This is a genomic window from Maricaulis sp., from assembly GCF_048270095.1.
Classification (GTDB): domain Bacteria; phylum Pseudomonadota; class Alphaproteobacteria; order Caulobacterales; family Maricaulaceae; genus Maricaulis.
Window position 1 is genome coordinate 49432 of the sequence record NZ_JBLWTL010000015.1, and the last position, 23851, is coordinate 73282.

A 23851-nucleotide genomic window follows, 5' to 3' on the forward strand; every position below is an offset into this window, starting at 1 on the left:
GCCCCTAATGCGCGGAAACCGCCCCGTGATCGATGCCTTCAGCGGCATCATCGAGGAAGTGAAGGATGATTCGGCGGAACGTGTCTCCGTCCAATTGAGCGGGGACCCTGTCTCCATTGATCAGTAGCGGTGCCTCGCCCCAGTTGAAAATCGCGCCTTCCGGGGTCATGGCCAGGCTCATCACCTTGCCGCCGATGATGAAACTTGGCGTGCCGGCGATGCCGTCCTGATTGGCCTGGACAGCGAGGGCATTGACCAATTCCGTCATGGCCGGGTCGGCATAGCAGGCCGACAGGGCTTCGGGGGAAAGCCCGACAGCGGCGCCGATCCGCTCATAGACCGCACCGACATTGCCCTGGGCCTGGGCCGCTTCGAATATGGCCGATTGCTCGGCGAACAAGAGGTCCGTCGCACTGAAGAACCGGTCATCCTCGGCACAGGCGGCCAGCACGATGCCAATCGCCGCGATTTGTGGCGGGCTGGTCAGCATGGGCCGGAAAACATAGCGCACCTGGCCGGTCTCGACGAATTCCGACCGGATGGTTGGCCAGGCGTCGGTCTGGAAATGCGCGCAGTGCGGGCAGGCATAGGAGGCGTATTCCACGATCACCAGACCGGCATCGATTGCGCCGATGGCATTGTCCCCCGGCCGTTCGGCCTGGGCGGGATGCTCGGCTGTGGCGGCGGCCGTCAGCCCGCCCCATGTGCAGGTGGCCAGAACGAGGCTGCAAACAAGGCGGGCTATGGGTTTCAAGAGCTTAGTCCTCAGTGCTGGCCGGATCGGCTGGTGCGGACGCCGCGCCCTCGACCTGGCTCAAAAGATGGTCGATCAGGATGCGGAATGTTTCGGCATCGACCATGCCGGGCAGGGGCTCGCCATCGATCATGACCTGGCGGCTGCCCAGGAAATAGGTGTATTCTGACGCACCGGGCGCGCGGCGTGCTTCAAGCAATTCACCATTGAACAGGAAGCGTGGCGTGCTGTTGATACCCTCGGCCAGGGCGCGTTCATGGGCCGCAACGATTTCGGCATTGATGTCCTGGTCATTGAGGCAGGCGTCGAACGCCGCTTCGCTCATCCCCATCGAACGGGCAATGGCGAGGTATTGGCTGCGCGCGCCGCCGGGCTGGCCAGCGGCCTGGAAGATGGCCCGCTGCTGCTGGAATAACAGGTCGAGCATGTCGAAATAACGTTCGGGCGCGACACAATGCGCCAGTGCAAAACCGGCGATCGCGAATTGCGGCGAGCCGGTGATCATTTCGCGGAACACATAGCGCATGCGGCCGGTCTCGACATAATTGGTGTCGATCATCGGCCAGACTTCTTCGTGGAAGGCAGCACAGTGGCCACAGGCGACCGAGGCGTATTCAACCATGGTCAGCGAGGCATCGGGGCTGCCAATGGCGCGGTCGCTGCCGCGCTCATACGCGGTCTGGTTGGCGCCGGCCGGGTCGGTTTCGCCGCCACAGGCAGTCAAGGCCAGGCTTGCTGTAAGGGCGATGGCGGAAAATACGCGTCGGGTCAGTTGCATTGCGGGTGTCCCCCTGGGTCACAAATCGGTGGCGTTGCGGCTTTTGACACTATGGCCGAAACGATCAAGCGCGGACAATAGCCGCGTCTCGAGGCTTTGCTCCACCCCCTCGCTCACTTGTGATGCGGATGGCGGCTTTGTCATCTTGGGCGTTGCGGGCAAAGGCGCGCGGGTTGCGCCCTGCAAAACGCGAAGGCGAGTCGGTGAACGCTCGCCGGCAAACAGGCGCACGCGCTCAAGTATACGGCGGCTTTCTGCCTGCAAGACGGCAGCAGCCGGGCCGCGGGCACGGATCACCAGGACCCGGTTGCCGCCTGCGTTCTGGATCGCCTCCGGCATGCACCATTCCGCCAGTCGCGCACCGACAATCTCCGGCCAGTGCTCGACCAGCCGCTCGACCCCGACGCCGAAACGCCGCGCCAGCGGTTTGAGGATACGCTCGGCCGCCCGTCCAGCCGGCGGCGCGGCGCGGATCGAACGGCGGCCGCGATGCGTTTCCAGGAAACGGCGCGCCTGACGTTCGAGAGTTGACGAAGGGGGTTTGGAGACCATGCTGGTATTCTCGCCTCGTTGGGGCCTCGCTGCAAGTTACGGAACATATGGCCGCGCCGACGAAAATTACCGCCCTGCGACAGGCCTTGCTCGATTGGTATGACCGCGAAGGCCGCACCTTGCCCTGGCGTCTGCGTCCGGAGGACCGGCGCGAAGGCCGGGTGGCTGACCCCTATGCGGTCTGGTTGTCGGAAATCATGTTGCAGCAGACCACCGTGCCGCACGCGACGCCCTATTGGTTCCGCTTCCTGGAATTATGGCCGACGGTCGGGGATCTGGCGGCCGCGCCGCGCGAGGATGTGATGCGCGAATGGGCCGGTCTGGGCTATTATGCCCGCGCCCGGAACCTGCATGCCTGCGCTATGGTTGTCGCCCAGCAGTTGAATGGCAGGTTTCCAGCAGACTTGCCGTCACTTCGCGCGCTACCAGGGATAGGCGAATACACAGCCAATGCGATCGTCGCTGCCGCCTTCGACAAACCGGCCAGCGTCGTTGATGGCAATGTCGAACGCGTCCTGACCCGCTTCTACCGCATCGAAACAGCAATGCCGAAAGCCAAGCCGGAAATCCGTCGCTTGGCCGCTGAGCTGGCCAGCCCTGACAGGGCTGGTGATTACGCCCAGGCGATCATGGATCTCGGCGCCACAATCTGCACCCCGCGCAGCCCCGATTGCGAGGCCTGCCCCTGGAGTTTCGCCTGCCAGGGCCGGGCCCGGGGCGACATGCTCAACTATCCGAGAAAGCTCAAGAAAATTGCCCGACCGGTCCGCCACGGCACGGCCTGGCTGGTGCGCCGCCAGGGACAAATCTGGTTGCGGCAGCGTGCCGACAAAGGCCTGCTCGGCGGTATGATGGAAGTACCCTCAAGCGCATGGGGCGAGGTAGACATGACGGGGGCGCCGCCCTTCGATGCTCAATGGGAGGATCGCGGCGAAATCCGCCATGTTTTCACGCACTTCGAATTGCGCCTGAGCGTCCGTGAAGCCGAAGCCGGCCCGGATTGGGAGCCGCAAGACGGCATTTGGGCCGACGATAATGCCCTGCAGGATCACGCGCTTCCGAGCGTGATGCACAAGGTCGTGTCGCGGCGCAAACCCGCCGGTGGTACCTAGTTTTCCACCGGAGTCAGTTTTCCAGGGTCGCCCGCACCTCGGCCCGCATCACATCGATCGGGGCCAGGCCCTGCTTGGTCCGGATATGCCAATAAGTCCAACCATTACAAGAGGGTGCGCTCTGGATCTGGGCGCCAACCTGGTGGATCGAACCGGAGCGTTCACCGGCAATGATCGAGCCATCGGCACGAACCCGGGCCGTATGGCGGCCCTTGGGGCAGTAAAGCGTATCGCCCGGCTTTACCATGCCGCGCTCGACCAGCGTGCCGAACGGGATGCGTGTCTGGGTACGCGGGGATTGGGTAACACACATCGCATCGCGGCTCGCCGGCTGGATTTCGGCCAGACGGGCCTTCGCGACCTTGAGATACTCGGCATCGCGTTCAATACCGATATAATGGCGGCCGAGGCGTTTGGCGGCCGCCCCCGTGGTACCGGTGCCGAAGAATGGATCCAGCACGACATCGCCCGGATTGGTGGTCGAAAGCAGGACGCGGTGCAGCAGGGATTCCGGCTTTTGCGTCGGGTGCGCCTTCTTGCCGTCATCGCCCTTGAGGCGTTCCCCGCCGGAACAGATTGGCAGCGACCAGTCAGAGCGCATCTGCACGCCGTCATTGAGGGCTTTCATGGCCGCATAATTGAAGGTCGGACGGCCGTCCTTTGTCTTGGCGGCCCAGATCAGGGTCTCGTGCGCATTGGTGAAGCGCGTGCCCTTGAAGTTCGGCATCGGGTTGGTCTTGCGCCAGATGATGTCATTGAGGACCCAGAAGCCGGCATCCTGCAAGATGCCACCGACCCGGAAGATGTTGTGATAGCTGCCGATCACCCAGATGGCGCCATTCGGCTTGAGCACGCGGCGCGCCTGCTCCATCCACTGCCAGGTGAAGAGATCATAATCGTCAAAGCCGCCGATCTGGTCCCAGTCATTATCGACCGCGTCGACCTTGGAATTGTCGGGACGGTGAAGATCGCCGCCGAGCTGGAGATTATAAGGCGGATCGGCGAAGACGAGATCGACGCTGGCATCGGGCAGCGATTTCATCACTTCGACGCATTCGCCTTCCAGGATCTGATCAATCGGGGACTTCACCATAACGCACCACTCCACTCGTCTGCATGAGGGGCAGTTCTCAGCCCTTCAGGCCTAACGGGTCGTTAAGCGCGAATCAAGTTATCCACATGGAGTCCGGATTTGCCCGTCGAGTCCGATTCTACGCTTGGCGCTTTTCGAGCGCCGCGCGGACCGGCGCATAGCTGAAACGATGAATCGGGCAAGGGCCGAGCGCGATCAGGGCGTTGCGATGGATCGTGCTGGGATAGCCCTTATGCGCTTCAAATCCATATCCGGGAAAACGCAGCGCCGCATGCAGCATCAAGCCGTCACGAACCGTCTTGGCGATAATCGAGGCCGCGCCAATTGCCGCTTCCGAGGCATCGCCCTTGATGATCGCTTCGGCCGGGCAGGGCAGGCCCTCAGGCACGCGATTACCGTCGACCAGGACATGGCCGGGCAGCCGCGGCAGATTGCGCACGGCGCGCGCCATCGCCGTCATCGTCGCCTGCAGGATATTGAGCCGGTCGATTTCTTCGGGCTCGGCGATACCGACCCCAACCCAGGCGCAATGCCGGATTTGCAGCGCGAGGCTGGCCCGCCGCTTCTCGGAAATCACCTTGGAATCGCCCAATCCTATGATTGGCCGGGCCGGGTCGAGGATCACTGCCGCGGCCACGACAGGGCCGGCCAAGGGGCCGCGCCCGGCTTCATCGACGCCGGCAATCAAGGTCTGGGGCATGGATATTTCGGCTTTCCGGTGAGCGTTTGCCAAGCCTATCCCGGTGTTCGACGAAAATCATGCCCGGGCATCATTCTCATTCGGCCCGCCCTTCCATCCGCTTTTCAGGCGTTGTCTTGCGGGTCGGTCCGCCCTTCATTCGTCGGTACCAGAAGAAGAGGGCTCCGATCGGTACGCAAACCGAGATGACCCAGGGGCCGAGGCCCTCGCGCAGAATGCTCGCGCCGAACACGAGAAAACCAATCAGGTTGAGATTTACGCCGGATTCGCTGGTCTGTATGGCGGGGGAGGCCAGCCACCAGGCGCCGGTGGTCCAGTTGATCGCAAACTGTGGATAGCAGGCGAGGACAATGAAAAGCGTCCACAGGATGCGGCGTTTGATGCGTGGCGTCCGGAACATGGCGATCAGCGTGAACAGGATAAACAGCGGCACCACGATCGCTGCGCCGCCAAAAATCTTGTGGCTCAGGCTCAGCTCGCTGAAGGCGGGCGAAGTCGCGACTTCCCCAGCGGAGGGGCTGGTGAACCGGAACGAGTTGATCATCCATTCTCCGCTTTCCTCGGAGGTCATCTCCAGGCGCAGCAGGAGCACTCGCTCGTCCCAGGTCAGCGTGTGCACCGTTGAGAGTGTGCGCTGCGACCCGGTATTGAGGGTCGTGCTCGCGCTGAGGTGGGCGTAGGTGAGCGCGACTTCTCGCGGCGCGCCCTCGGGCAGGACTTCGAGAATTTGCGGCAGGGTGGAGTCGACGGCCGCCTGATCGATTTCCGGGTTGAGATAGGGACGGAAGGCCTCCAGATCGTGGTCCGAGACCGCAGCGACCAGTTCGGCCAGAACGGGTTTTGCATCGTCCGGGACGATACTGGACACCATATCGTTGAGGCTGCAGCCACTGAGAACAAGGGCGCAGAGCCCGAGACACAGATTCCGGACAAGTTTCATGATGATTTCTCCCCCGCACAATCTGTAATCAACCTGCGTCAGCGCTGCAATCGAATATCCGCACTCCTGTTTCAGAACAGGCTGGGTCGGACCGCCATGCCGCGCGTGCGTTCGAATCCGGCAAAACCGGGCACTATCGAGACGGCTGCGCTTCACGGCAGTGGGAAAACGGACGGTAAATTCGGCGTGGGGGCTGCGGGGCGGCCACCGGGGGGCATCTGGCGCCACATCCACGCGCCTTGCGGCTTGCGTGCAGGCGCTGTCAGCGACGCACTGCTCAGCTCCTGAATCGAAGAGTGACGCCCGCGATTCGATCAAACCGCCATCTATAGGGGACACGCGAGCCTGCTGATCGGGTACCTTGCGCGGTCAGGCTGCCCGGGCGACCATGACAGTCTTGTGTCAGGCTTGATCTGGCGTGTGGGTCCGGTGTGCGGGCCATCGGGAAGACGGACGCTGCGGGCAAGGTGGCGGGCGTGAGGGCTTGTCGTGGCCGTGAGTGATGCGTTCAATGTCGAGAATCTCTATCGTGAGCATGGTTCGCGCCTGCGCTGGATCGTGCTGCGCATCGTCAAGAATCCGCAGGATGCTGATGACATCACCCAGTCGGCATTCGAGCGATTGCTGAAGGCCGATGTCGAGGCGCGTCCGGTGCGCGACGAGTCCGCTTTCCTCACCACGATCGCGACCAATCTTGCGCGTAATCATTTGCGTCACCGCGATACGGTGCAGCGACACTCCGAGAGCGTCACGCACCACTACACTGAAGTCTTCGTACAGTCGCGAGCGCCCGCCGAAAGTGCCGCGCCCGACGAAGCGCGCGAGCAGGCCTTGCAGGCGGCCATCCGCAGCCTGCCGCCGAAATGCAAGACGGCATTTGTGTTGTGCAAGCTCAAAGGCTTGACCTATCAGCAGGCGGCCGATCGCATCGGCGTGTCATCGCACATGGTCAAGAAACACATTCAACGCGGCATGGCGCTGTGCGCAGCGCACCTGCAAAACGGGGCCAGGCCGGGAAATGACACCACAGGAGCTGGGCATGATGCCGGTTGATCCGACGTCCAATATTCACCACGAGGCTGCTGACTGGGCGATCTGGCTGCTGGCAGGTGCACCGTTTGCTCCTGAGCGTAGGCTTGAGCTTGAAGCCTGGCTCCAGGCGGATCCGCATCATGCTGATGCTTTGTCGGCCTGTCTCGACCTCGAGGCGGCGCTCGAGCAGGTTCGGACCAGCGCCTGGGCCGCTGATCTGATCGATGAAGTCGAGACGGAGCTGGACGGTGCCGCGGCCGGAATACCCGATCCCGGTATTTTCGCCCGCCTGGGTTGGCGGCCGGTGGCATTGGCGGCCTCAATTCTCTTGCTGATTGCTGTGACGCCTTTCCTGGTCGCTCCCTTCCTGGCCGGCGACCCGGCTGCGCCGAACGAAGTGGTCATTGCCGAGGCTTTCTCGACCGGGCGCGGCGAAATGCAGACCCGCATCCTGACAGACGGTTCGACGGTGACGCTGAACACCGGCTCGCGCATCGAGGTCAGCTTCACGGACCGCGAACGCCGCATCGCGCTGCCCCAGGGCGAAGCGCTGTTCGAGGTCTCACACGACCCTTCGCGCCCCTTCATTGTCGCCGCGGGCGGATATGAAATGCGGGCCATCGGAACAGCCTTTAATGTGTACACGCGTGAGGATGGCCGCACGATGGTTACCGTGGTGGAGGGCATTGTTCAGGCTCGTGACACGGTCGCAGCGGCAAGCGCGGCGCTACTGCACGAGGGTGACCAGGTCGAACTGGCACCGGGAACGCCCTTGCCGGAACCGCAACGGGTCGATGCCGATCTCGCGGTGGCCTGGCGATCGGGCAGGCTCGTTTTCGATGACTGGCGTCTGGCCGATGTGGTTGCGGAATTTCGCAGGTATGGCGATATCGCGGTCGAGTTTTCCGATCCGGAGGTTGCTGAAATCGCGGTGTCCGGCGTCTTCGACCCGCGTGATAGCGAAGCATTCTTCGCGGCACTGAATCAAATCGGACCGGTCGGGATCGATCGCGATGCCGATACGATCCGGCTCTTTAGTTCCAATGAGTAGCGGGCGGGGTGGTGCGATGGCACGCCCCGGGGATGAACCCGGCAGGGTCTGAGGGGACGGCATGCGGGTCAGGTGGTCAGATCTGAGCATTGCTGCGCGGCTGCTGGCCTGCGGGGCGATGAGCCTCGTTCTGGCGCCCTGCGTGGCTGCCCAGACGCAGCCGCCGTCCAGCGTTGAGGCCAGCAGCGAGATCCGCATCCTGTTCGATATCCCGGCCGGTCCGCTGGACAGTGCGCTGCGGCGGTATTCAATTCTCACCGGTCGTCAGCTTCTTTTCGAGTCCCGCCTGGTTGCGGGCTACCACGCAGCGGCCCTCCGTGGCCTGGCGACAGCGGACGAGGCATTGGACGAGTTGCTTGCGGAGACGGGTCTGCAGGTTGATTCTGTCGATGCGCGCACCGGTGTGCTCTCGGTGACAGCGCTGGATTCGATGCCGGCGGCTCCCTCGGCCACCCCGCCCTCGGCCGACAGCCGCGTACTGGAAACCCGGTCCGTCGGCTGGCTGACCTTGGCGCGCACAGAGGCGTCGGCTGTGCCTGCCGAAGTCATTGTTGTGACCGGCTCGCGCTTCGCCCGCTCGGACCTGACAGCCGTGACCCCGGTCTTCGTCCTGGGGCGGGCGGAGATTGAGTCGTCCGGGGCTTATGAAATGGGCGCCCTGCTGGCCGCACAATCGCCGGCGACTCTGGAGTTTTCAGGCCAGTCCACGCATTTGAGCGCGCAGAATGCCGGCCTGACATCTGTTGGACTGCGCGGATTGGGGACGACACGGACCCTGGTCCTGATAGATGGCCGGCGGACGGTCTCCAATAGCGGCAATGGCAGCCGTTTCGGCTCGGATTCCATTCCTGTGGAGTTTGTCGAACAGGTCGAGGTGACCACGGGCGGTGCTTCCGCGCTCTACGGTTCCGATGCCATCGCCGGTGTCGTCAATTTCGTGCTTCGCGATGATCTGGACGGTGGCAGCGCCGTTTTCCAGTCCGGTCTGACCGAAGATGGTGGCGGGTCCTTTTCCAGTGGCGCCTTTACGGTCGGCCGCCCGTTTGCGGCTGGCCGGGGCCATGTGATCGCGAACCTGACGCTCGATCAACTCGCTCGCATCGGGGCCGATGAACGGGACTGGGCCCTGTCCGATGCCGCGCTCTCCAATGACGGCACGCGGCTGGAGGATGATCGCAGCAGCTACACGCCGGGCGGCCGCTTTATCGGCTATGATTTCTGGTTCGACGAGACTGGGCTGCAACGCGATTTCGATCCGGATATCGACAATGTGTCGACCCGGCCTGAAGCGACGGTCAGCTTGCCGCGCGAGCGTCAAATGCTGGCGTTGAAGGCCCGGTATGACCTGACCGATCAAATCGAACTCTTCGCTACGGCACTGGTTTCGCGCAGTCAGAGCCGCGCAACACGGGAGGCACAAACGGCCTATTACGGGCAGGATTTCGGCGCGGCGCGGGAGGATATCGGCCGCATCGCGCTGGACAATCCCTTTGTGCCTGACGATATCCGGGCGGCGGCGCTCGCGGACGGTCTGAGCGGCATCACCTGGCGGCGACGTTTCACGGAGCTCGGCCCCGAATATCGCGACATTGATCGCGTCACGGACCGTTTCTGGGCAGGACTTTCCGGCCAGGCGGCGGGCTGGGACTGGGAGGCCTATGCCGGTCATGGCCGCTATGCTCAGATCCAGCTGCGGAGTGGTGAGCTCAATTTCAGTCATATCCAGGCGGCGCTCAATGTCGAGCCTGCGGCCGGGACGCCGAGCGGATATCGTTGCCGCGACGCCGCCGCCCGCCAGGGAGGGTGCGTCCCTCTGGACATTTTTGGCGTCAACTCGATTACAGCCGAAGCGGCCGATTACATCCGCGCGACGGATCGGCTCGATGTGGATGTCAGGCAGGACACGATTGGCCTCACACTGACAGGCGAAGCCGTCTTCCCGGGACTTGGCCGGATCCCGCTAGCGCTTGGCATTGAACACCGCCGCGACCAGCAGCAGACAGTCGGCGATCCGATCACGCAATCACGCGATACCGGCTATGTCGACGTGCCCGATCTGGACGCGTCCGTGGATGCGACGGAGGCCTTTTTCGAGACCTCGGTGACACTCCTGTCCGGTCGTCCCATGATCCAGCATCTCGGCGTCGAATTCGCAGGCCGGCTCGCCCGCTACGACATTGACAGTGTGGGCGGGGTCGGCAGTTTCAGGTTGGGTGCCAGCTGGGTCGTCTCGCCGGGCCTGCAATTGCGGGCTCAATTCGCCAATGCGCAGCGCGCGCCGGGCATGGTCGAATTATATTCGGCGCCGCGCGGCGATTATGACAGCGTCTCTGACCCCTGCGACGGCGTCACGCTGGCCTCTGGCGGCATTGTCGCCGGCAATTGTCGCGCCGATGATCGCATCGCCGCCATGATCGCCCAGAACGGCGTGTTTACGCAGAGTGTGAGCAGCGTCTATGCGCCCAATTCCGGCAATCCCGACCTGACCGAGGAGGACTCGCGCAGCTGGAATCTCGGTTTCGTCTTTACGCCCCGACAGCGGCCCGGCTTCTCACTGGTGCTCGATGCCTATGACATTCGCGTTGAAGGGGTGATCGCCTCGCTGGCCAGTCAATCCTTGTTGCAGGAGTGCTATGGAGCGGCGACCCAGCTTGCGGCGAATACATTTTGCGACTCGATCGAACGGTCGGATTCGGGCCAGCTTTCTGCGATGCTGAATCAGACCGATAATTTGCATGCCCTGAGATCAAGCGGCGTAGATGTGCGTCTGCGGGACGGCTGGCGTGTCGGCGATGGCTGGCTGCGCGGCGACTGGAAGGCGCAGCTCCTCTATGCCTATAGCCATCGACTGCAGCAGGAATTCGCGCGCTCGGACGGCTCCGTTCAGATCAATCATTGGCGCGGAGAAGTTGGCGCGCCCGCCCACCGCTGGACCGGATCCCTGAGCTGGGAAGCCGATGCCTGGCAGGTGCAATGGCGCGTTCGCTATGAGGGCGCCAGCCTCGACAGTCATGATCGTGCGGCTCTGGATGATGCCGCCGCGCAGCTCTTTCTCGCCGTCGATCCGTGGCTCCAGCATGACGTGTCGGCCCGGATCGAGCTGCGGGATGGATGGCGCCTGTTTGGTGGCGTCAACAACATCTTCCATGACTACGGGCCCTTCCTGCCCAGTGGGACGCAAAGCGGCGACCGCCGCAATTTCAATCCGGCCTATGATGTCGTTGGCCGCTCGGTCTATCTCGGCCTGCGACGCCATTGGTAGCTCGCCAGGCGACCGCGTGCCCGGCGTGTTTTTGTAAAATTTTCGCCATGCAGGTACCCGGCTCGCGCCGTGAGGTGTCCTCCTGAACAGACGTGTTGATCCGCCGTCGAGGGGACGGCGTGACATGTGACGAGGGGAATATCCGATGCGCGAGTTTAAACGAGTGGGCCGGGCATCGACGCGCGGTGCGTTGATGGTCGGTGCAGCACTGTCTGCGATCATGTTGGCGAGCACAGCCGGTCTGGCGCAGGACGCAGCTGCGAATGCGGCCAGCCAGGACGATATGATTGTGGTCACCGGTTCGCGCATTCGCCGGACCAATGCCACCACCGCGATACCAACGCAGATATTCACCACCAATGATATCCTGGAAGCCGGTACCGTTGACGTTGGCGAGCTGCTGGCCGAGATGCCGGGCGTGGACACCGACATGTCGCCGGAGAATTCCGAGCTCTCAATCCAGAATTCCGGTCTTTCGACGGTCAATCTGCGGGGCCTCGGTGCCGACCGTACGCTGGTCCTGATCAATGGCCGCCGTGCCGTATCCAATTCGGGCAATGGTGAGCGCATCAGCCTGCAGACCATCCCGGCCGGCTTCGTCGAATCGATCGAAGTCACGACGGGCGGTGCCTCAGCGATCTACGGGTCGGATGCGATCGCCGGCGTTGCCAACCTGATCCTCAAGACTGATTTCGACGGCATGGAAGTGAATGCCCGCTACGGCTTTGCCGATGCCAGCGGCGAAGAGGAAACCACGATCGAACTGACGATGGGCCGCAATTTCGCCAATGGGCGCGGCAATATCATGTTCGGTGCCAGCTACGACACCGAGACAGCCATCTATGCCGATGAAACGCGCCCGGATTCGCTGCGCGTCGATGACTGGACCGGCGATGGCGAGTTCAATGATATCTATTTGTCATCCTACGGTCCGGGCGGTCGCTTCGAGAGCGATGACGCGTGGAATACCGATGGCGTCTGGTATAATGACCAGTCGCTGGCACCGAATGATGGCCGCGACCCATCGGTCGGTCACGAGACCGACCTTGATGGCTATAATTTCCGCCCCGGGCGCACGCTCTCACCGGAAGTGACTGCCTACACTGCGGCATTCTCCGCGCGCTACGAATTCGACAATGGTGTCGAAGCCTCCGCTGACTTCCTTTGGTCGCGTGTCGACAGCCTGTATGAAGGCTCGTATGAGACGGCAATCTACTCCACCGACGTAGGCCCCTTGGGCAGCACGTTCGATATCGGCCAGATGGCGAGCGACCACCCCTTCATTCCGCCAGCTGTCGAAGAGACCCGCTCGGGCACGGTCAGCTGGTATCGCCGTTTCAATGAAATCGGGCGCGAAACCCGTGACAATGAACGCACGACGGCGCGGACGGCCTTCAGCCTTGAGGGTGATCTCGGTGAATCCTGGCGCTGGCAGACCTTCGCCACCTATGGCCGCTTCGAACAGAACCAGATCCAGGGCAATAACCTCAACTATCTCAACATCCATTACGCACTCGACATCGAGTCCAATGGCGCAGGTGGCTATCAGTGCGTTGATGCCGGTGCCCGGGCCGATGGTTGTGTGCCGCTCAATATTTTCGGCGAAGGCTCGATCACGCCGGAAATGGCGGAATACATCCGTGTCGAAGGCCTGGTGAACCAGATTCGCGAGCAGACGGTGCTGGGCGGAGCGCTCGATGGCGACTTGTTTGAGATGCCGGCAGGCACGGTCTCTGCGGCCTTCGGGATGGAATGGCGCGAAGAGAGCCAGGACACCAATGTCGATGCCATCATTCTGCAAGAAACCACGAGTCTCTCCGTGGTGCCGGAGATCGAAGCCAGCTTCGACGTGGTCGAAGCGTTCGCCGAGCTGGAAATTCCCCTGCTCTCGAACGTCACAGCCCAGGTCGCCGCGCGTGTGGCGGACTATTCCACCATCGGCACGATCTATTCCTACAATGTCGGCGGCTATTGGGAGCCGACCGAAACCTTGCGCTTCCGCGGTCAGTACTCACGCTCGCAACGTGCGCCCACGATCACGGAAATCTTCTCCGCCCCGCGCCAGGATTCAGACTCCCTGCTGGATCCATGTGATGGCTTGATGCCCAATGGCTCTGGGATCACACCGCCCGCTGGCAGCGATTTCAGCGCGGCGACCATCGCCGCCAATTGCTTGGCTGAAGCCGGGATCCAGGCCTTCTTCGCCGACCCGAACAATGCCGGCGACCCCTTCGAGTTCGATGGCTCGGTCAATGGCCCGAATGCCGGCAATCTGAATGTCCGCGAGGAAACGGCCGACACGTTCACGTTTGGCGCGGTGTGGGCTCCGAGCTTTGTCGACGATCTCTATATCATCGTGGATTACTACAATATCCGCGTTGAGGATGCGATCGGCTCGATCGAGACGCAAACCACGGTCGACCTGTGCTATGGTGCCGCCGATTTCCCGAATAATCGCTTCTGCGATGTCATCACGCGTGACGCGTCGGATGGCCGGGTGGTCGAGGTCATCAACCGCCAGGAAAACCTCAATGAACTGGTCTCCGAGGGCATTGATGTGTCGGTGATGTGGGATTTCGAGCTCGCCAGCCTTCCGGGTGAATTCGGTCTCGACCTGCGCTATTCGCGCTCGCTGGCCGATGAATTTGAGTTCGTTGGCGAGGCCGGTCAGCCGGTGCTCGAGGACTCCAATGGCTCGATGTATGACCCGACGCATGAAGCCCGCGCGCGCCTGTCGTGGAGCGAGGGTGGCTTCTACGCCTCCTATACGCTGCACTATGAATCTGGTGGCATCGACGACCTCGATGTGGATCCGACGGATCCGCTCTATTTTGTGGCGGACGACCAGTTCCGCTCGAATGTGTATGCCCGCTACCGCTTCGACAATGCTCACCGGACGAGCGTCTATGCGGGTGTCTCCAACCTGTTCGACGATGCGGGCCCCTACATGCCGGGCAATTTCAACAGCGGGTCGAGCTCGAACATCAACTCGCCGCAGAACTCCCTCGTCGGGCGGCAGTTCTACTTTGGTGTCCGCAGCGAGTTCTGATCGCGCTGCATAGCCTTCCCTCCGATGCTGCCCGTCCTGTTCGCTTGCTGCGAACGGGGCGGGCGGATCCGGCCATCGCAGCCCGTCTGCGCCCCGGTTTTTCCTCATATCCCCGGAGTCTGACATGACCCGATCCACCGGTCTGGCCGCCCTGGTCATTGCGGTCTGGCTGAGCTGTGCCCTGTGCCCGGCCGGCCTCGCCCAAGTTGAAGACCTTCACGTTCTCGCCCTCAACCCGGCCCCTGCAATCACCCGGCGCGATATGACGGCTGTGGACATGATCCAATTGCCGCGCCTTGATGGCGTATATCTGTCCAATGATGGCCGGGTAGCGCTGGTAGAACGGGTGACCACGGACTGGGACGCGGATCAGAACGCGACCAGCTACTGGCTCTGGCAAGAGGGGCAGACGGAACTGGTCTGGCAGGCCGATCTCGACACGGCCGACCGCGTGATCGTCTCGCCCGACGGGCAACAGATCGCGGCAGAGATCGCGCCCGAGGACAGCAGTAATGACGAAATCTATCTCCGCAATCTGGATGGGGGCGAACTTCAGCGCCTGACCCGTCATCCCACCGCCGTGCGCTCCATCGCCTGGTCGCCGGACGGGGTGTTCATCTATTATCTGGCCAGTGAAGCGCGTTCGGACGCAGAGCGCGAACGCCGCAGCCGGACGCATATCGTCGATCCTTACTATGAATCGACCCGCCACACTCACCTCTGGCGGGTCCGGGTGGCTGATGGCGCGCGCCAGCAAGTCACGCAGGGCGATATCCATGTGCGCAGCTATCATCTGGCGGCCAATGGCGCGATCCTGGTCCGGGTCTCTGCCGGGACCGATCCCGATGCGACCTATCAGAGCGAGCTGATGGTTGCTGACGGGCCGAGTGCGCCCTTCCGCCGTGTCACAAACAATAACTGGCCGGAGGGCAATGCGCGCCTGTCACCGGATGGTCTGCGGGTCGCCTATCAGGCCCGGCTCGGCCAGGACGGGCTCGACTATGTACAGGAAAAACTGGTCGTTCTCGATTTGGCGAGTGGTGTCACGCGTGTGCTGGCACCGGATGCCGATTGGGAGGTTGACGGACTGGCCTGGCTGCCGGGCGGGCAAAGTCTCATCATCGCGGTTCGGGAGGGCGTTCGCTCTGGCCTGATGCGTGTGGATGTCGATGCCGGCAGTCTTGCCATCCTTTCGCTTGAAGATCGCGCCTTGGCCGACTGGTCGCTGGCGGACGGGACGGGCGAGGTGCTCGCCCTGTTCCAGACCGAAACCAGCAATGGCGACCTCTGGCATATCACGCCGTCCGGTGAGAGCCAGCGGCTGACGACGATTGGAGCCGCCATGGTTTCCGCGTTCAACCTGCCGCAGCAACGGCGTATCGAGTGGAGCAGCCATGACGGCGCGGCTGTCGAAGGCTTCTACTTCGCGCCACTGACAGAGCGCGGCGATGTGCCGCCGCCCCTCGTCGTGCAGATACATGGCGGACCCCGGTCGAGCGATCAATTCGGGCAATGGAAGTGGTCGCGCTTCGTCCCGGTTCTCGCTGCCGAAGGCTATGCCGTTTTGTGGGTGAATTATCGCGGCGGCACCGGTTATGGCGATACCTTCCTGCGCGGCATGCATGGCGAGTATTTCGCCCATGCCGACCGCGATGTCCTGACAGGCGTCGACCATCTGGTCGCGTCCGGATTGGCGGATCCTGATCGAATGATCATTTCGGGCTGGAGTGCAGGCGGTCACATGACCAATCGGCTGATCACCCGGACTGATCGTTTCGCCGCAGCCATGAGCGGCGCCGGGGCGGTCGACTGGGCTTCGCATCATCTAACCAGCGATGTGCGGGGCGCCCGCCGGCTCATGTTCGATGCGGCGGTCTGGGATGAGGGCGCCTATGATCAAGTTTTCGTGCCGCAATCGCTCCTGCGGGACCTGCATACGGTGACGACACCCACACTGATCTTTGCCGGCGAGGACGATGAAAGGGTTCATCCCTCCCAGTCGATCATGCTGTACCAGTCGCTGCGAAATCTCGGGGTCGAGACGCGGCTCTATCTGGTGCCGGGCGAGGAGCACAGTTTCAGGACGCCAAGCCATCGCCTGTTTCGTCTCAATGCCGAGCTCGACTGGTATGGTCGTCATATCGGCCTCCCCGACCGGGACTGGCTGGCACCGCCTGACGCGGCCGACTGACCGGTTTCGGCAAGGCATCGTTGCGGGTGTTCCCAAAATCACCGGAATGGATGCGGTTTTGGCCTCGTATCAGGTCGCCAGAATTATCCCGTTTTCTGCTGGCATTCCGCAGCTGGAGGCGGGTCAATGTGTGAGGCGCGATTGTGATCCTGCCGGGTCCGGCTCGCGGCGATAACGCCCGGCCGCCGGTCTTGGTGGACCCGAAGCCGTTCCGCCCTGCTCAACGGCTTCGCGGCTGGTCGCCTCAAATCGTCAAGGCAAGTTTGACCGAGCGCCTCGACCCCGGGGCGGCGGGGTCTGGATTGGGGCATTCAGGGCGTAGCCTCCTGGGCGCTCGGTCATGAGGAGGAGTATGACTCAGGTGTGGAACAAATCAAGAACAAAAATGCGAAAGTGAGGGCTTGTCCCGCCCCGGTGGCGGAATCCGTCCCAATGACGGGATGTCAGCCTTCCAGGCGTTTGGCGAGCAGCAGCATGTCCTGCCAGACGAAGCGTTTTTCCGTCGGGCGGCGCAGCAGATAGGCGGGGTGGAATGTCGGCAGGGCCGGGATGGTGGAGCCGGTCGGCTCGCCGGCGGCGTCGCGAAGGGCATAATCGGCCCAATGGCCACGCAGTTTGGTGATGCTGTCGCTGGCCCCGAGCAGGGATTGCGCGGCAATGCCGCCACCGAGGACGAGGATGTCCGGCTTGATCAGCGCGATATGGCGTTCGATGAAGGGCAGGCAGGTGGCGATCTCGTCCTGGGTCGGGCTGCGATTGCCGGGCGGGCGCCAATTGATGACATTGGTGATGTAGAGCTGATCCGGTGCCAGGCCGATCGAGGCGAAGATCCGGTCGAGCAAATGCCCGGCAGGGCCGACAAAGGGCAGGCCCTCCATGTCTTCGTCGCGGCCCGGCGCTTCGCCGATCATCATGATCTTCGCCGCCGGATTGCCGCGCGCAAATACGGTATTGCGGGCCGTATTGCGCAGGGGGCAGCCGTGAAATCCCTCAATCGCCGTGCGCAACGCGTCCAGCGTGTCCGCCTTCATGACCAGTTCGCGGGCGCTTGGACCTTCAGTATTGGCATCACCAAAGCCGGCGGCCTTGGCCGAGGCGGCGGTCGCGGCTGCGGGGCGGCGTTCGCCGGAGCGGGGTTCGTTGGCGCCGGCCTGGGCTGGCGCGGCCTTCGGTGCCAGCGGCACACGCGGCCGCACGATGGGTTCATCGAGCGGAATCCCGGCATCTTCCCACCAGGCGAGCAGCGCCTTGAGAGCCTTTTCGTCCTGCATTGTGAGCGGGGAGGTGGAAATGGTCAGCCCTTACGTGAACGTCAACGTCACAAAACTTCTGTCCCGGCGCGGCAAGCGCTGGAAGCGGGCGCAATCCTAAGCTATGACCGGGTACTCGCAAGCCGTATATATGTTGAATTCGAAGAGACAAGAGGTCGCTGCCCGATGACTGATACCGCAATCGAACGCGAATCCATGGATTATGACGTTGTCATCGTTGGAGGCGGGCCGGCTGGCCTGTCCGCTGCGATCCGTCTGAAGCAGCTCGCCGCCGAAGCCGGGGCCGAGGTCTCCATCGCCGTGCTGGAAAAAGGCGCCGAGGTTGGAGCCCATATCCTGTCCGGTGCTGTAGTCGACCCCAAGGCGCTCAATGAGCTCTTGCCTGACTGGAAGACCATGGGCGCGCCGATCAATGATCCGGTGAAGACGGATATCTTCGAGGTCCTCGGCCATCACGGCTCGATCAGCCTGCCGACTATCTTCTTCCCGCCGCTGATGAGCAATCATGGCTGCCATATCGTCTCGCTGGGCAATGTCTGCCGCTGGCTGGGCGAGCAGGCCGAGGCGCTTGGTGTCGAGATCTATCCCGGCTTTCCTGCCGCCTCGCTGGTCGAGGAAGATGGTGTCATCAAGGGTGTGGTCACCGGTGATTTTGGTGTCGCCCGGGATGGCTCCCACAAGGACGGCTATCAGCCGGGCATGGAATTGCGCGGCAAGTACACGCTGATCGGTGAGGGCGTGCGCGGTTCGCTGGCCAAGCAGCTGATCGAGAAGTTTGACCTGTCGGCCGGCAAGGAGCCGCAGAAATTCGGTATCGGCCTGAAAGAATTGTGGCGCGTGAAGCCGGAGAACCACAAGCCGGGCATGGTCAAGCACACGATGGGCTGGCCGCTCGACGGCAAGACCGGAGGTGGCTCCTTCATGTATCACTATGGCGAGAACCTGGTCTCGATCGGTTTCGTCGTTCACCTCAATTACAAAAACCCCTATCTGTCGCCGTTCGAGGAATTCCAGCGCCTCAAGACGCACCCGGCGATCAGCGCGACCCTGGAGGGCGGCGAGCGCCTGTCCTATGGCGCCCGCGCGATCACCGAGGGCGGTTATCAATCCGTACCGAAGCTGGCCTTCCCGGGGGGGGCGCTGATTGGTTGTTCGGCTGGCTTCGTCAATGTGCCGCGCATCAAGGGCAGCCATAACGCCATGAAGACCGGCATGCTGGCGGCGGAAGCCGCCTTTGCCGCGATCCAGTCGGGCCGCGCCCATGACGAGGTGAGTGAATACCAGGAAGCCTATGAAAGCTCCTGGGTCGCCAAGGACCTCAAGCGCGTTCGCAATGTCAAACCGCTCTGGTCGAAATTCGGCACCCTGTTCGGCGTCATGTTTGGCGGTATCGATATGTGGTGCAACACGCTGTTTGGCGGCTGGTCGCCTTTCGGCACGATGGGGCATGGCAAGACCGATGCGGCCAGTCTCGAGCCGGCGGCGCAGCACAAGCCGATCGCCTATCCCCGGCCCGATGGCGTGCTGACTTTCGACCGCCTGTCGTCGGTCTTCATCTCCAACACCAATCATGAGGAGGACCAGCCGGTCCATCTCAAAGTCGCAGACCTGGCGCTTCAGACGGCCTCGGAGCTGGAAGAATTCGCCGGTCCGTCGACGCGCTATTGTCCGGCGGGCGTCTATGAGTGGATCAAGGATGAGACCAGCGGCGAGGACCGTTTCCAGATCAACGCCCAGAACTGCGTCCACTGCAAGACCTGCGATATCAAGGACCCGAACCAGAATATCAACTGGACAACGCCTGAGGGCGGTGGTGGCCCGATGTATGCCAATATGTAGGCCATAAGTACTGGGCCCTTGCACGAGGGCCTGCGGAGAGCGAGCATGACGCCATGATCAAACACTTGCGCGTCCTGCCGCTTTTCCTTGCCGTTTTCGCGATGGCATCCTGCGCCACAATGCCCGATGACGAGTCGACGGCCTACGGGGCCTTCCTGGCGGCACGTCATGCCGGGGTGAACCGGGATGCCCAGCGCGCTGCCGATTATTACGCCGAGGCGCTGCGCCTGATGCCCGGTGATGTCGTCCTGACGGATCGTGCCTACATCACGGCGATCCTGGCCGGTGAGATGGAGCGCGCCGTGCCGCTGGCAACGGCCAGTACGGCGTCCGGCGACCCGAGCCGGCTGGCCGGCCTCTATCTGGTCGCCGACCAGATCCATGCCCGCCGCTACGCGCAAGCGCTCGATACGCTGCACAATGCCCCCGATTACGGCCCCTTCAACACCTTCCTCGCCCAGATCTGGAGCCAGTGGGCCCTGCTGGGCAGTGGTGCCACTGACGAAGCGCTGACCGGTGCTGAAAACCTCGCAGCGCCTGGGTTTCTGTCCCCGTTCATTCCGATCCATCGCGCCATGCTGTTCGAGGCGGCTGACCGGATTGAGGACGCCGACGGCGCCTATCAGGCCGCGGTCTTTGCCTCGCCCTTCCCGCGCATGGCCACGGAACTCTATGGCAGTTTTCTCGAACGCCAGGGCCGGCACGCGGATGCAACCGCACTCTATCAAGCCTATCTTGACGGCAACCCGCTCGATGCCAGTATCCGTATGGCTATGGACCGCGCCAGCATTCGCGGCCGTGCGCCCCGGCGCCCGAGCGTAGCGCAATTTGCGGCCCGCTCGGCCTTCGGACCGGCGGCGAGCCTGGCGGCGCAGGCGGATATCGACCTGGCCGTGGTCTATCTGCGCATGTTGCAGCGACTGGACCCGGGCGAGGCCTCAATCCGCGTCATGCTCGGCGAGACCCTGCAGCGCATCAACCTGCCTGAACTGGCGCTGCTGGAATATACCGCCGTTGAGGAAGGGCCGTTCCGGACCTCTGCGGAGATTGACCGGATCTGGCTGATGGCGCGGCTGGGCAATCTGGATGCGGCAACCCTGTCGGCGCAGCAACTGGTTGAACAGACGGGCGATACCGAAGCACGTCTGATCCTGGCCGATCTGCTGCGAGTTCAGAACCGTTGCGGCGAGGCTGCCGAGCTCTATCGCGGCGTGATTGTCGACCGTCATGCGGCGGGGCAGCCCGACGACTGGCGCCACTATTATTTCCGGGCCGCCTGCCTATACGGCGATGAGGACTGGTCGACCGCGGAGACGGCCTATCTTGAAGCGCTCGAAGTCGCCCCGAACGAGGCACAAATCCTGAATGATCTGGGCTATTTGTGGATTGATCACGGGGTGAATATCTCGCGCGCTTTCGAGATGGTGTCGCGCGCGGCCGAGCTGGAGCCGGAACAGGGCAATATCATCGACAGCCTTGGCTGGGCGCACTACCGCCTGGGTCAGTATGAGGCCGCGGTCAGCGAGCTTGAACGCGCTGCCGCGCTGGATCCGGGCAATGCGACGATCAATTACCATCTCGGCGATGCCTATTGGCAGGTCGGGCGCCGGCTTGAAGCCGGTTTCCAATGGCGCCGGACGCTCGATCTCGAGCCCGACGACACCGAGCGTGAAGGTCTCGCTATACGTCTGGAATCGGGAGTGCCGGCTGCCGAATCCGTTCCGATTGCGGTCGATAACCCGTGACTGGTCGCGATATCGTCGAACGCGCTGCGGCCAAGGTCAATTTGACCCTGCGCGTCGGCCGTGCCCGTGACGATGGTTATCACCCGCTCGACAGTCTCGTCCTGTTTGCCGATTGGGGCGATACGATCAGTGTACAGGCGGCTGACGGCCTGACGCTGAGCATGTCCGGCGAGGCGTCACGGGCGCTTGCAAATGAGTCATCCAATCTGGTTCTGCGCGCTGCCCGGGCCTTGCAGGTGGCGGCTGGACTGCAGACCGGGGCGGCGATCCATCTGGAAAAACACATCCCGGTTTCGGCCGGTCTCGGCGGTGGTTCGGCCGATGCGGCGGCGACATTGCGGGCGCTGAACCGGCTCTGGGAACTCGATTGGCCGACTGAAAAACTGGCACAATTGGCGCTCAAGCTGGGGGCCGATGTGCCCGCCTGCCTGTATTCCCGGCCCCTGAGGATGCGTGGAATTGGTGAGTGGATTGAGATGCTTGGCGGTGTTTCGCCGCTTTTCGCGGTGATCGTCAATGCCGGGATCCCGGTCTCGACCGCGGATGTTTTCAAGGCTTTCGATGCCGGTCATCCGCAGCCCCTGATGGAGTCCGAACCTGCTCTGGAGGCCTTGCCTGACTGGCTTTCCGGGCAGCCCAATGATCTGCAATCGGCGGCGATTTCCGTGGCGCCGGATATCGCCCGGACGCTGGAACTGATCGCGGCGACGGGCGAGCCGAACCTGGTTCGAATGTCCGGGTCCGGGGCCAGTTGTTTCGGCCTTTACAATAGCTTGGGCGAGGCGAGGCAGGCGGCGGGACTATTGCGTGCGGCGCTGCCGGACTGGACGATTGTGCCGGTGCGGCTGGGGGAGGGTGGTGATGCGTGAGGTTTTGCCCCTGATTGCGGCCTTTGCGACGGCATTGCTGCTCGGCTGGGCGATGCGGCGGGCGGGGATTATTGACCGTCCCAATCAACGCTCCAATCATGAACGGCCGACACCGCGTGGCGGCGGGCTGGGTATTTTGGCGGGGTTTTTCATAGCCTTGGCCCTGATGCCGGAGCAGCCACCGGCGAGCGGTGCGATGCTGGCGGGTCTGGCCCTGTGCGGGGGTATTGCCGGTCTGACCGGCCTGCTCGACGATCTTTTTACCCTGCCGGAAACGCTCAAATTCATCATTCTGACCGCGATCAGCCTTGCCCTGGCAGGGATTGCCGGGCCTGTCCTGCACCTTGCCACAAGCCTGCCATGGGGCATTGGTCTGGCTGGCACAGCCCTATGGGTCTTTACCTGTAGCAATGCCGTAAACTTCATGGATGGCTCGGACGGGTTGATCGCCGCCTGCCTGATCCCGGCCTGCCTCGTGCTTGGAACGGCCGGCGGCGGCGATGTCGCCATGGCCAGCCTGGCCCTGGCCGCGGCGCTCGCCGGTTTTGCCGTCTGGAATGCGCCGCTGCTGCGCGCGCGCGGGACGTTGTTTGCCGGTGATGCCGGCGCGCTGGGGGCTTCGGTCCTGTTCGCCGGGCTGGCACTGCGCTGGGCGGCCACAGGGCCGGACGGTACGGTCTGGCTGGCAGCGCTGCTCATCCTGCCTTTGCTCGGCGATGTCTTGTTGACGATGGCGGCGCGGGCCCGGGCCGGACGCCGCCTGTTCGCGCCGCACCGGGCGCATGCCTATCAGCTGCTGATCCGGATGGGCTGGAGCCATCGGCGTGTGGCGGCGGTCTGGGCCGGGCTGAGCCTGGCTTGCGGTGCGCTGGTTCTGGTCGGCGCGGCCGGGCCGGAAGGGCTGAAATTTGCCGTCTTCGCGATCGGTGTGGTCGGCTTTACCGTCTTCCATCGCATCGTGCGCAAACGCGCGGGTGCGGCTGGTGAGGACATCACGCAATAGGCCGGAAAATCAGTGGGCGCGGGTGACGACGAAGCTGGCCAGGGCTTCCAGCGCGAGACGCCATTCATTGGCCGGGAAGATTGACAGCGCCTGACGCGCCTTGGCAGCCCGGTTATGGGCGGCTTCAATCGTCGCTTCGATGGCCTTGTGTTCGCGCATATAGGCCAGAGCCGTGTCGAAATCGCCGTCGCGCTGATCGAGATGACCGATCACCCGGTCCCAGAAAGCGCGCTGTTCGTCAGTCGCGGAGAGAATGCTCAGCGCAACGGGCAGGGTGACCTTGCCTTCGCGGAAATCATCGCCGACCGATTTGCCGAGCTTGGCCGCGGCACCGTCATAATCGAGCGCATCATCGACCAGCTGGAAGGCGAGGCCGAGCTCGCGGCCATAGGTCTCCAACGCCTTTTCCTCTGCGATGGGACGGGCCGCGACAATCCCGGCGACCTGGGCGGCGGCGGCAAACAGTGCCGCGGTCTTGGCGTCGATGATCTCCAGATAGGTCTCGACCGAGACGCCGGTATCCTTGGCGGCAGCGGGCCGGCGCACTTCGCCCTCGGCAATCGGCGGGGCGGCGGCGGAGAGCACGCCGGCCCGGTGCGTCCAGCCCGCG

Annotated in this window: 18 protein-coding genes; 10 read left to right on the forward strand and 8 right to left on the reverse strand. The window is 63.2% G+C overall.

Going from position 1 to position 23851, the window contains the following annotated elements:
• Positions 1-4: 4 nt before the first annotated feature.
• Genes ACN0YJ_RS09780 through ACN0YJ_RS09790 form a run of 3 tightly spaced genes read right to left on the reverse strand, consistent with a single transcriptional unit; the run spans position 5 to position 2084 of the window.
• Entirely contained in the window at positions 5-754 is a 750-nt protein-coding gene (locus ACN0YJ_RS09780; RefSeq protein WP_417478139.1) for a DsbA family protein, read from the reverse strand.
• 4 nt (positions 755-758) lie between these two features.
• Positions 759-1532 (reverse strand): thioredoxin domain-containing protein, encoded by a 774-nt coding sequence (locus ACN0YJ_RS09785; protein ID WP_417478140.1) that lies wholly within the window; start codon positions 1530-1532, stop codon positions 759-761.
• Between the two features lie 18 nt (positions 1533-1550).
• Positions 1551-2084: a DUF721 domain-containing protein gene (locus ACN0YJ_RS09790; RefSeq protein WP_417478141.1), complete on the reverse strand. Its 534-nt coding sequence runs from the start codon at positions 2082-2084 to the stop codon at positions 1551-1553.
• Positions 2085-2131: 47 nt separating this feature from the next.
• Here ACN0YJ_RS09790 and mutY point away from each other — a divergent pair, with 47 nt between their 5' ends.
• A complete protein-coding gene (gene mutY, locus ACN0YJ_RS09795; protein ID WP_417496075.1) occupies positions 2132-3196 on the forward strand; it encodes an A/G-specific adenine glycosylase in 1065 nt (354 codons plus the stop codon).
• A 13-nt stretch (positions 3197-3209) separates the two neighbouring features.
• Here the strand turns inward: mutY and ACN0YJ_RS09800 are convergent, their stop codons facing one another.
• The 3 genes from ACN0YJ_RS09800 to ACN0YJ_RS09810 all read right to left on the reverse strand — a co-directional run bounded on the left by ACN0YJ_RS09800 (position 3210) and on the right by ACN0YJ_RS09810 (position 6247).
• Entirely contained in the window at positions 3210-4289 is a 1080-nt protein-coding gene (locus ACN0YJ_RS09800) for a site-specific DNA-methyltransferase (RefSeq protein WP_417496076.1), read from the reverse strand.
• Between the two features lie 118 nt (positions 4290-4407).
• Positions 4408-4989: a ribonuclease HII gene (locus tag ACN0YJ_RS09805; RefSeq protein WP_417496077.1), complete on the reverse strand. Its 582-nt coding sequence runs from the start codon at positions 4987-4989 to the stop codon at positions 4408-4410.
• A 76-nt stretch (positions 4990-5065) separates the two neighbouring features.
• On the reverse strand, positions 5066-6247 hold the full coding sequence (locus tag ACN0YJ_RS09810) for a hypothetical protein (RefSeq protein ID WP_417496078.1): 1182 nt from the start codon (positions 6245-6247) through the stop codon (positions 5066-5068).
• 177 nt (positions 6248-6424) lie between these two features.
• Between ACN0YJ_RS09810 and ACN0YJ_RS09815 the strand changes: the two genes are divergently transcribed.
• The 5 genes from ACN0YJ_RS09815 (at position 6425) to ACN0YJ_RS09835 (ending at position 16514) form a co-directional block, all read left to right on the forward strand.
• Entirely contained in the window at positions 6425-6982 is a 558-nt protein-coding gene (locus ACN0YJ_RS09815) for an RNA polymerase sigma factor (RefSeq protein WP_417489594.1), read from the forward strand.
• Positions 6969-8012, forward strand: a complete 1044-nt coding sequence (locus ACN0YJ_RS09820; RefSeq protein WP_417496079.1) for a FecR family protein — start codon at positions 6969-6971, stop codon at positions 8010-8012. Before ACN0YJ_RS09815 ends, ACN0YJ_RS09820 begins: the two co-directional genes overlap by 14 nt.
• 61 nt (positions 8013-8073) lie before the next feature.
• Positions 8074-11274 (forward strand): TonB-dependent receptor domain-containing protein, encoded by a 3201-nt coding sequence (locus ACN0YJ_RS09825; protein ID WP_417496080.1) that lies wholly within the window; start codon positions 8074-8076, stop codon positions 11272-11274.
• Between the two features lie 145 nt (positions 11275-11419).
• Positions 11420-14323, forward strand: a complete 2904-nt coding sequence (locus ACN0YJ_RS09830) for a TonB-dependent receptor plug domain-containing protein (protein ID WP_417496081.1) — start codon at positions 11420-11422, stop codon at positions 14321-14323.
• Between the two features lie 124 nt (positions 14324-14447).
• Entirely contained in the window at positions 14448-16514 is a 2067-nt protein-coding gene (locus ACN0YJ_RS09835; protein WP_417496082.1) for a prolyl oligopeptidase family serine peptidase, read from the forward strand.
• 443 nt (positions 16515-16957) lie between these two features.
• On the opposite strand, the gene ACN0YJ_RS09840 is transcribed toward ACN0YJ_RS09835, so the two are convergent.
• Positions 16958-17785 carry a uracil-DNA glycosylase gene (locus ACN0YJ_RS09840; RefSeq protein WP_417489599.1) on the reverse strand — a complete coding sequence of 276 codons (828 nt, stop codon included), beginning with the start codon at positions 17783-17785 and terminating at the stop codon, positions 16958-16960.
• Between the two features lie 165 nt (positions 17786-17950).
• Between ACN0YJ_RS09840 and ACN0YJ_RS09845 the strand changes: the two genes are divergently transcribed.
• Genes ACN0YJ_RS09845 through ACN0YJ_RS09860 form a run of 4 tightly spaced genes read left to right on the forward strand, consistent with a single transcriptional unit; the run spans position 17951 to position 23241 of the window.
• Entirely contained in the window at positions 17951-19624 is a 1674-nt protein-coding gene (locus ACN0YJ_RS09845) for an electron transfer flavoprotein-ubiquinone oxidoreductase (protein WP_417496083.1), read from the forward strand.
• A 53-nt stretch (positions 19625-19677) separates the two neighbouring features.
• Positions 19678-21369, forward strand: coding sequence for a tetratricopeptide repeat protein (locus ACN0YJ_RS09850; RefSeq protein WP_417496084.1), 1692 nt, complete (start codon positions 19678-19680; stop codon positions 21367-21369).
• Positions 21366-22238 (forward strand): 4-(cytidine 5'-diphospho)-2-C-methyl-D-erythritol kinase, encoded by an 873-nt coding sequence (locus ACN0YJ_RS09855; RefSeq protein WP_417496085.1) that lies wholly within the window; start codon positions 21366-21368, stop codon positions 22236-22238. Before ACN0YJ_RS09850 ends, ACN0YJ_RS09855 begins: the two co-directional genes overlap by 4 nt.
• Positions 22231-23241 carry a glycosyltransferase family 4 protein gene (locus ACN0YJ_RS09860; RefSeq protein ID WP_417496086.1) on the forward strand — a complete coding sequence of 337 codons (1011 nt, stop codon included), beginning with the start codon at positions 22231-22233 and terminating at the stop codon, positions 23239-23241. The genes ACN0YJ_RS09855 and ACN0YJ_RS09860 overlap by 8 nt, the downstream gene beginning before the upstream one ends.
• A 9-nt stretch (positions 23242-23250) precedes the next feature.
• Here the strand turns inward: ACN0YJ_RS09860 and ACN0YJ_RS09865 are convergent.
• Positions 23251-23851: polyprenyl synthetase family protein (locus ACN0YJ_RS09865; protein ID WP_417496087.1), on the reverse strand; the 601-nt coding region annotated here is incomplete at its 5' end.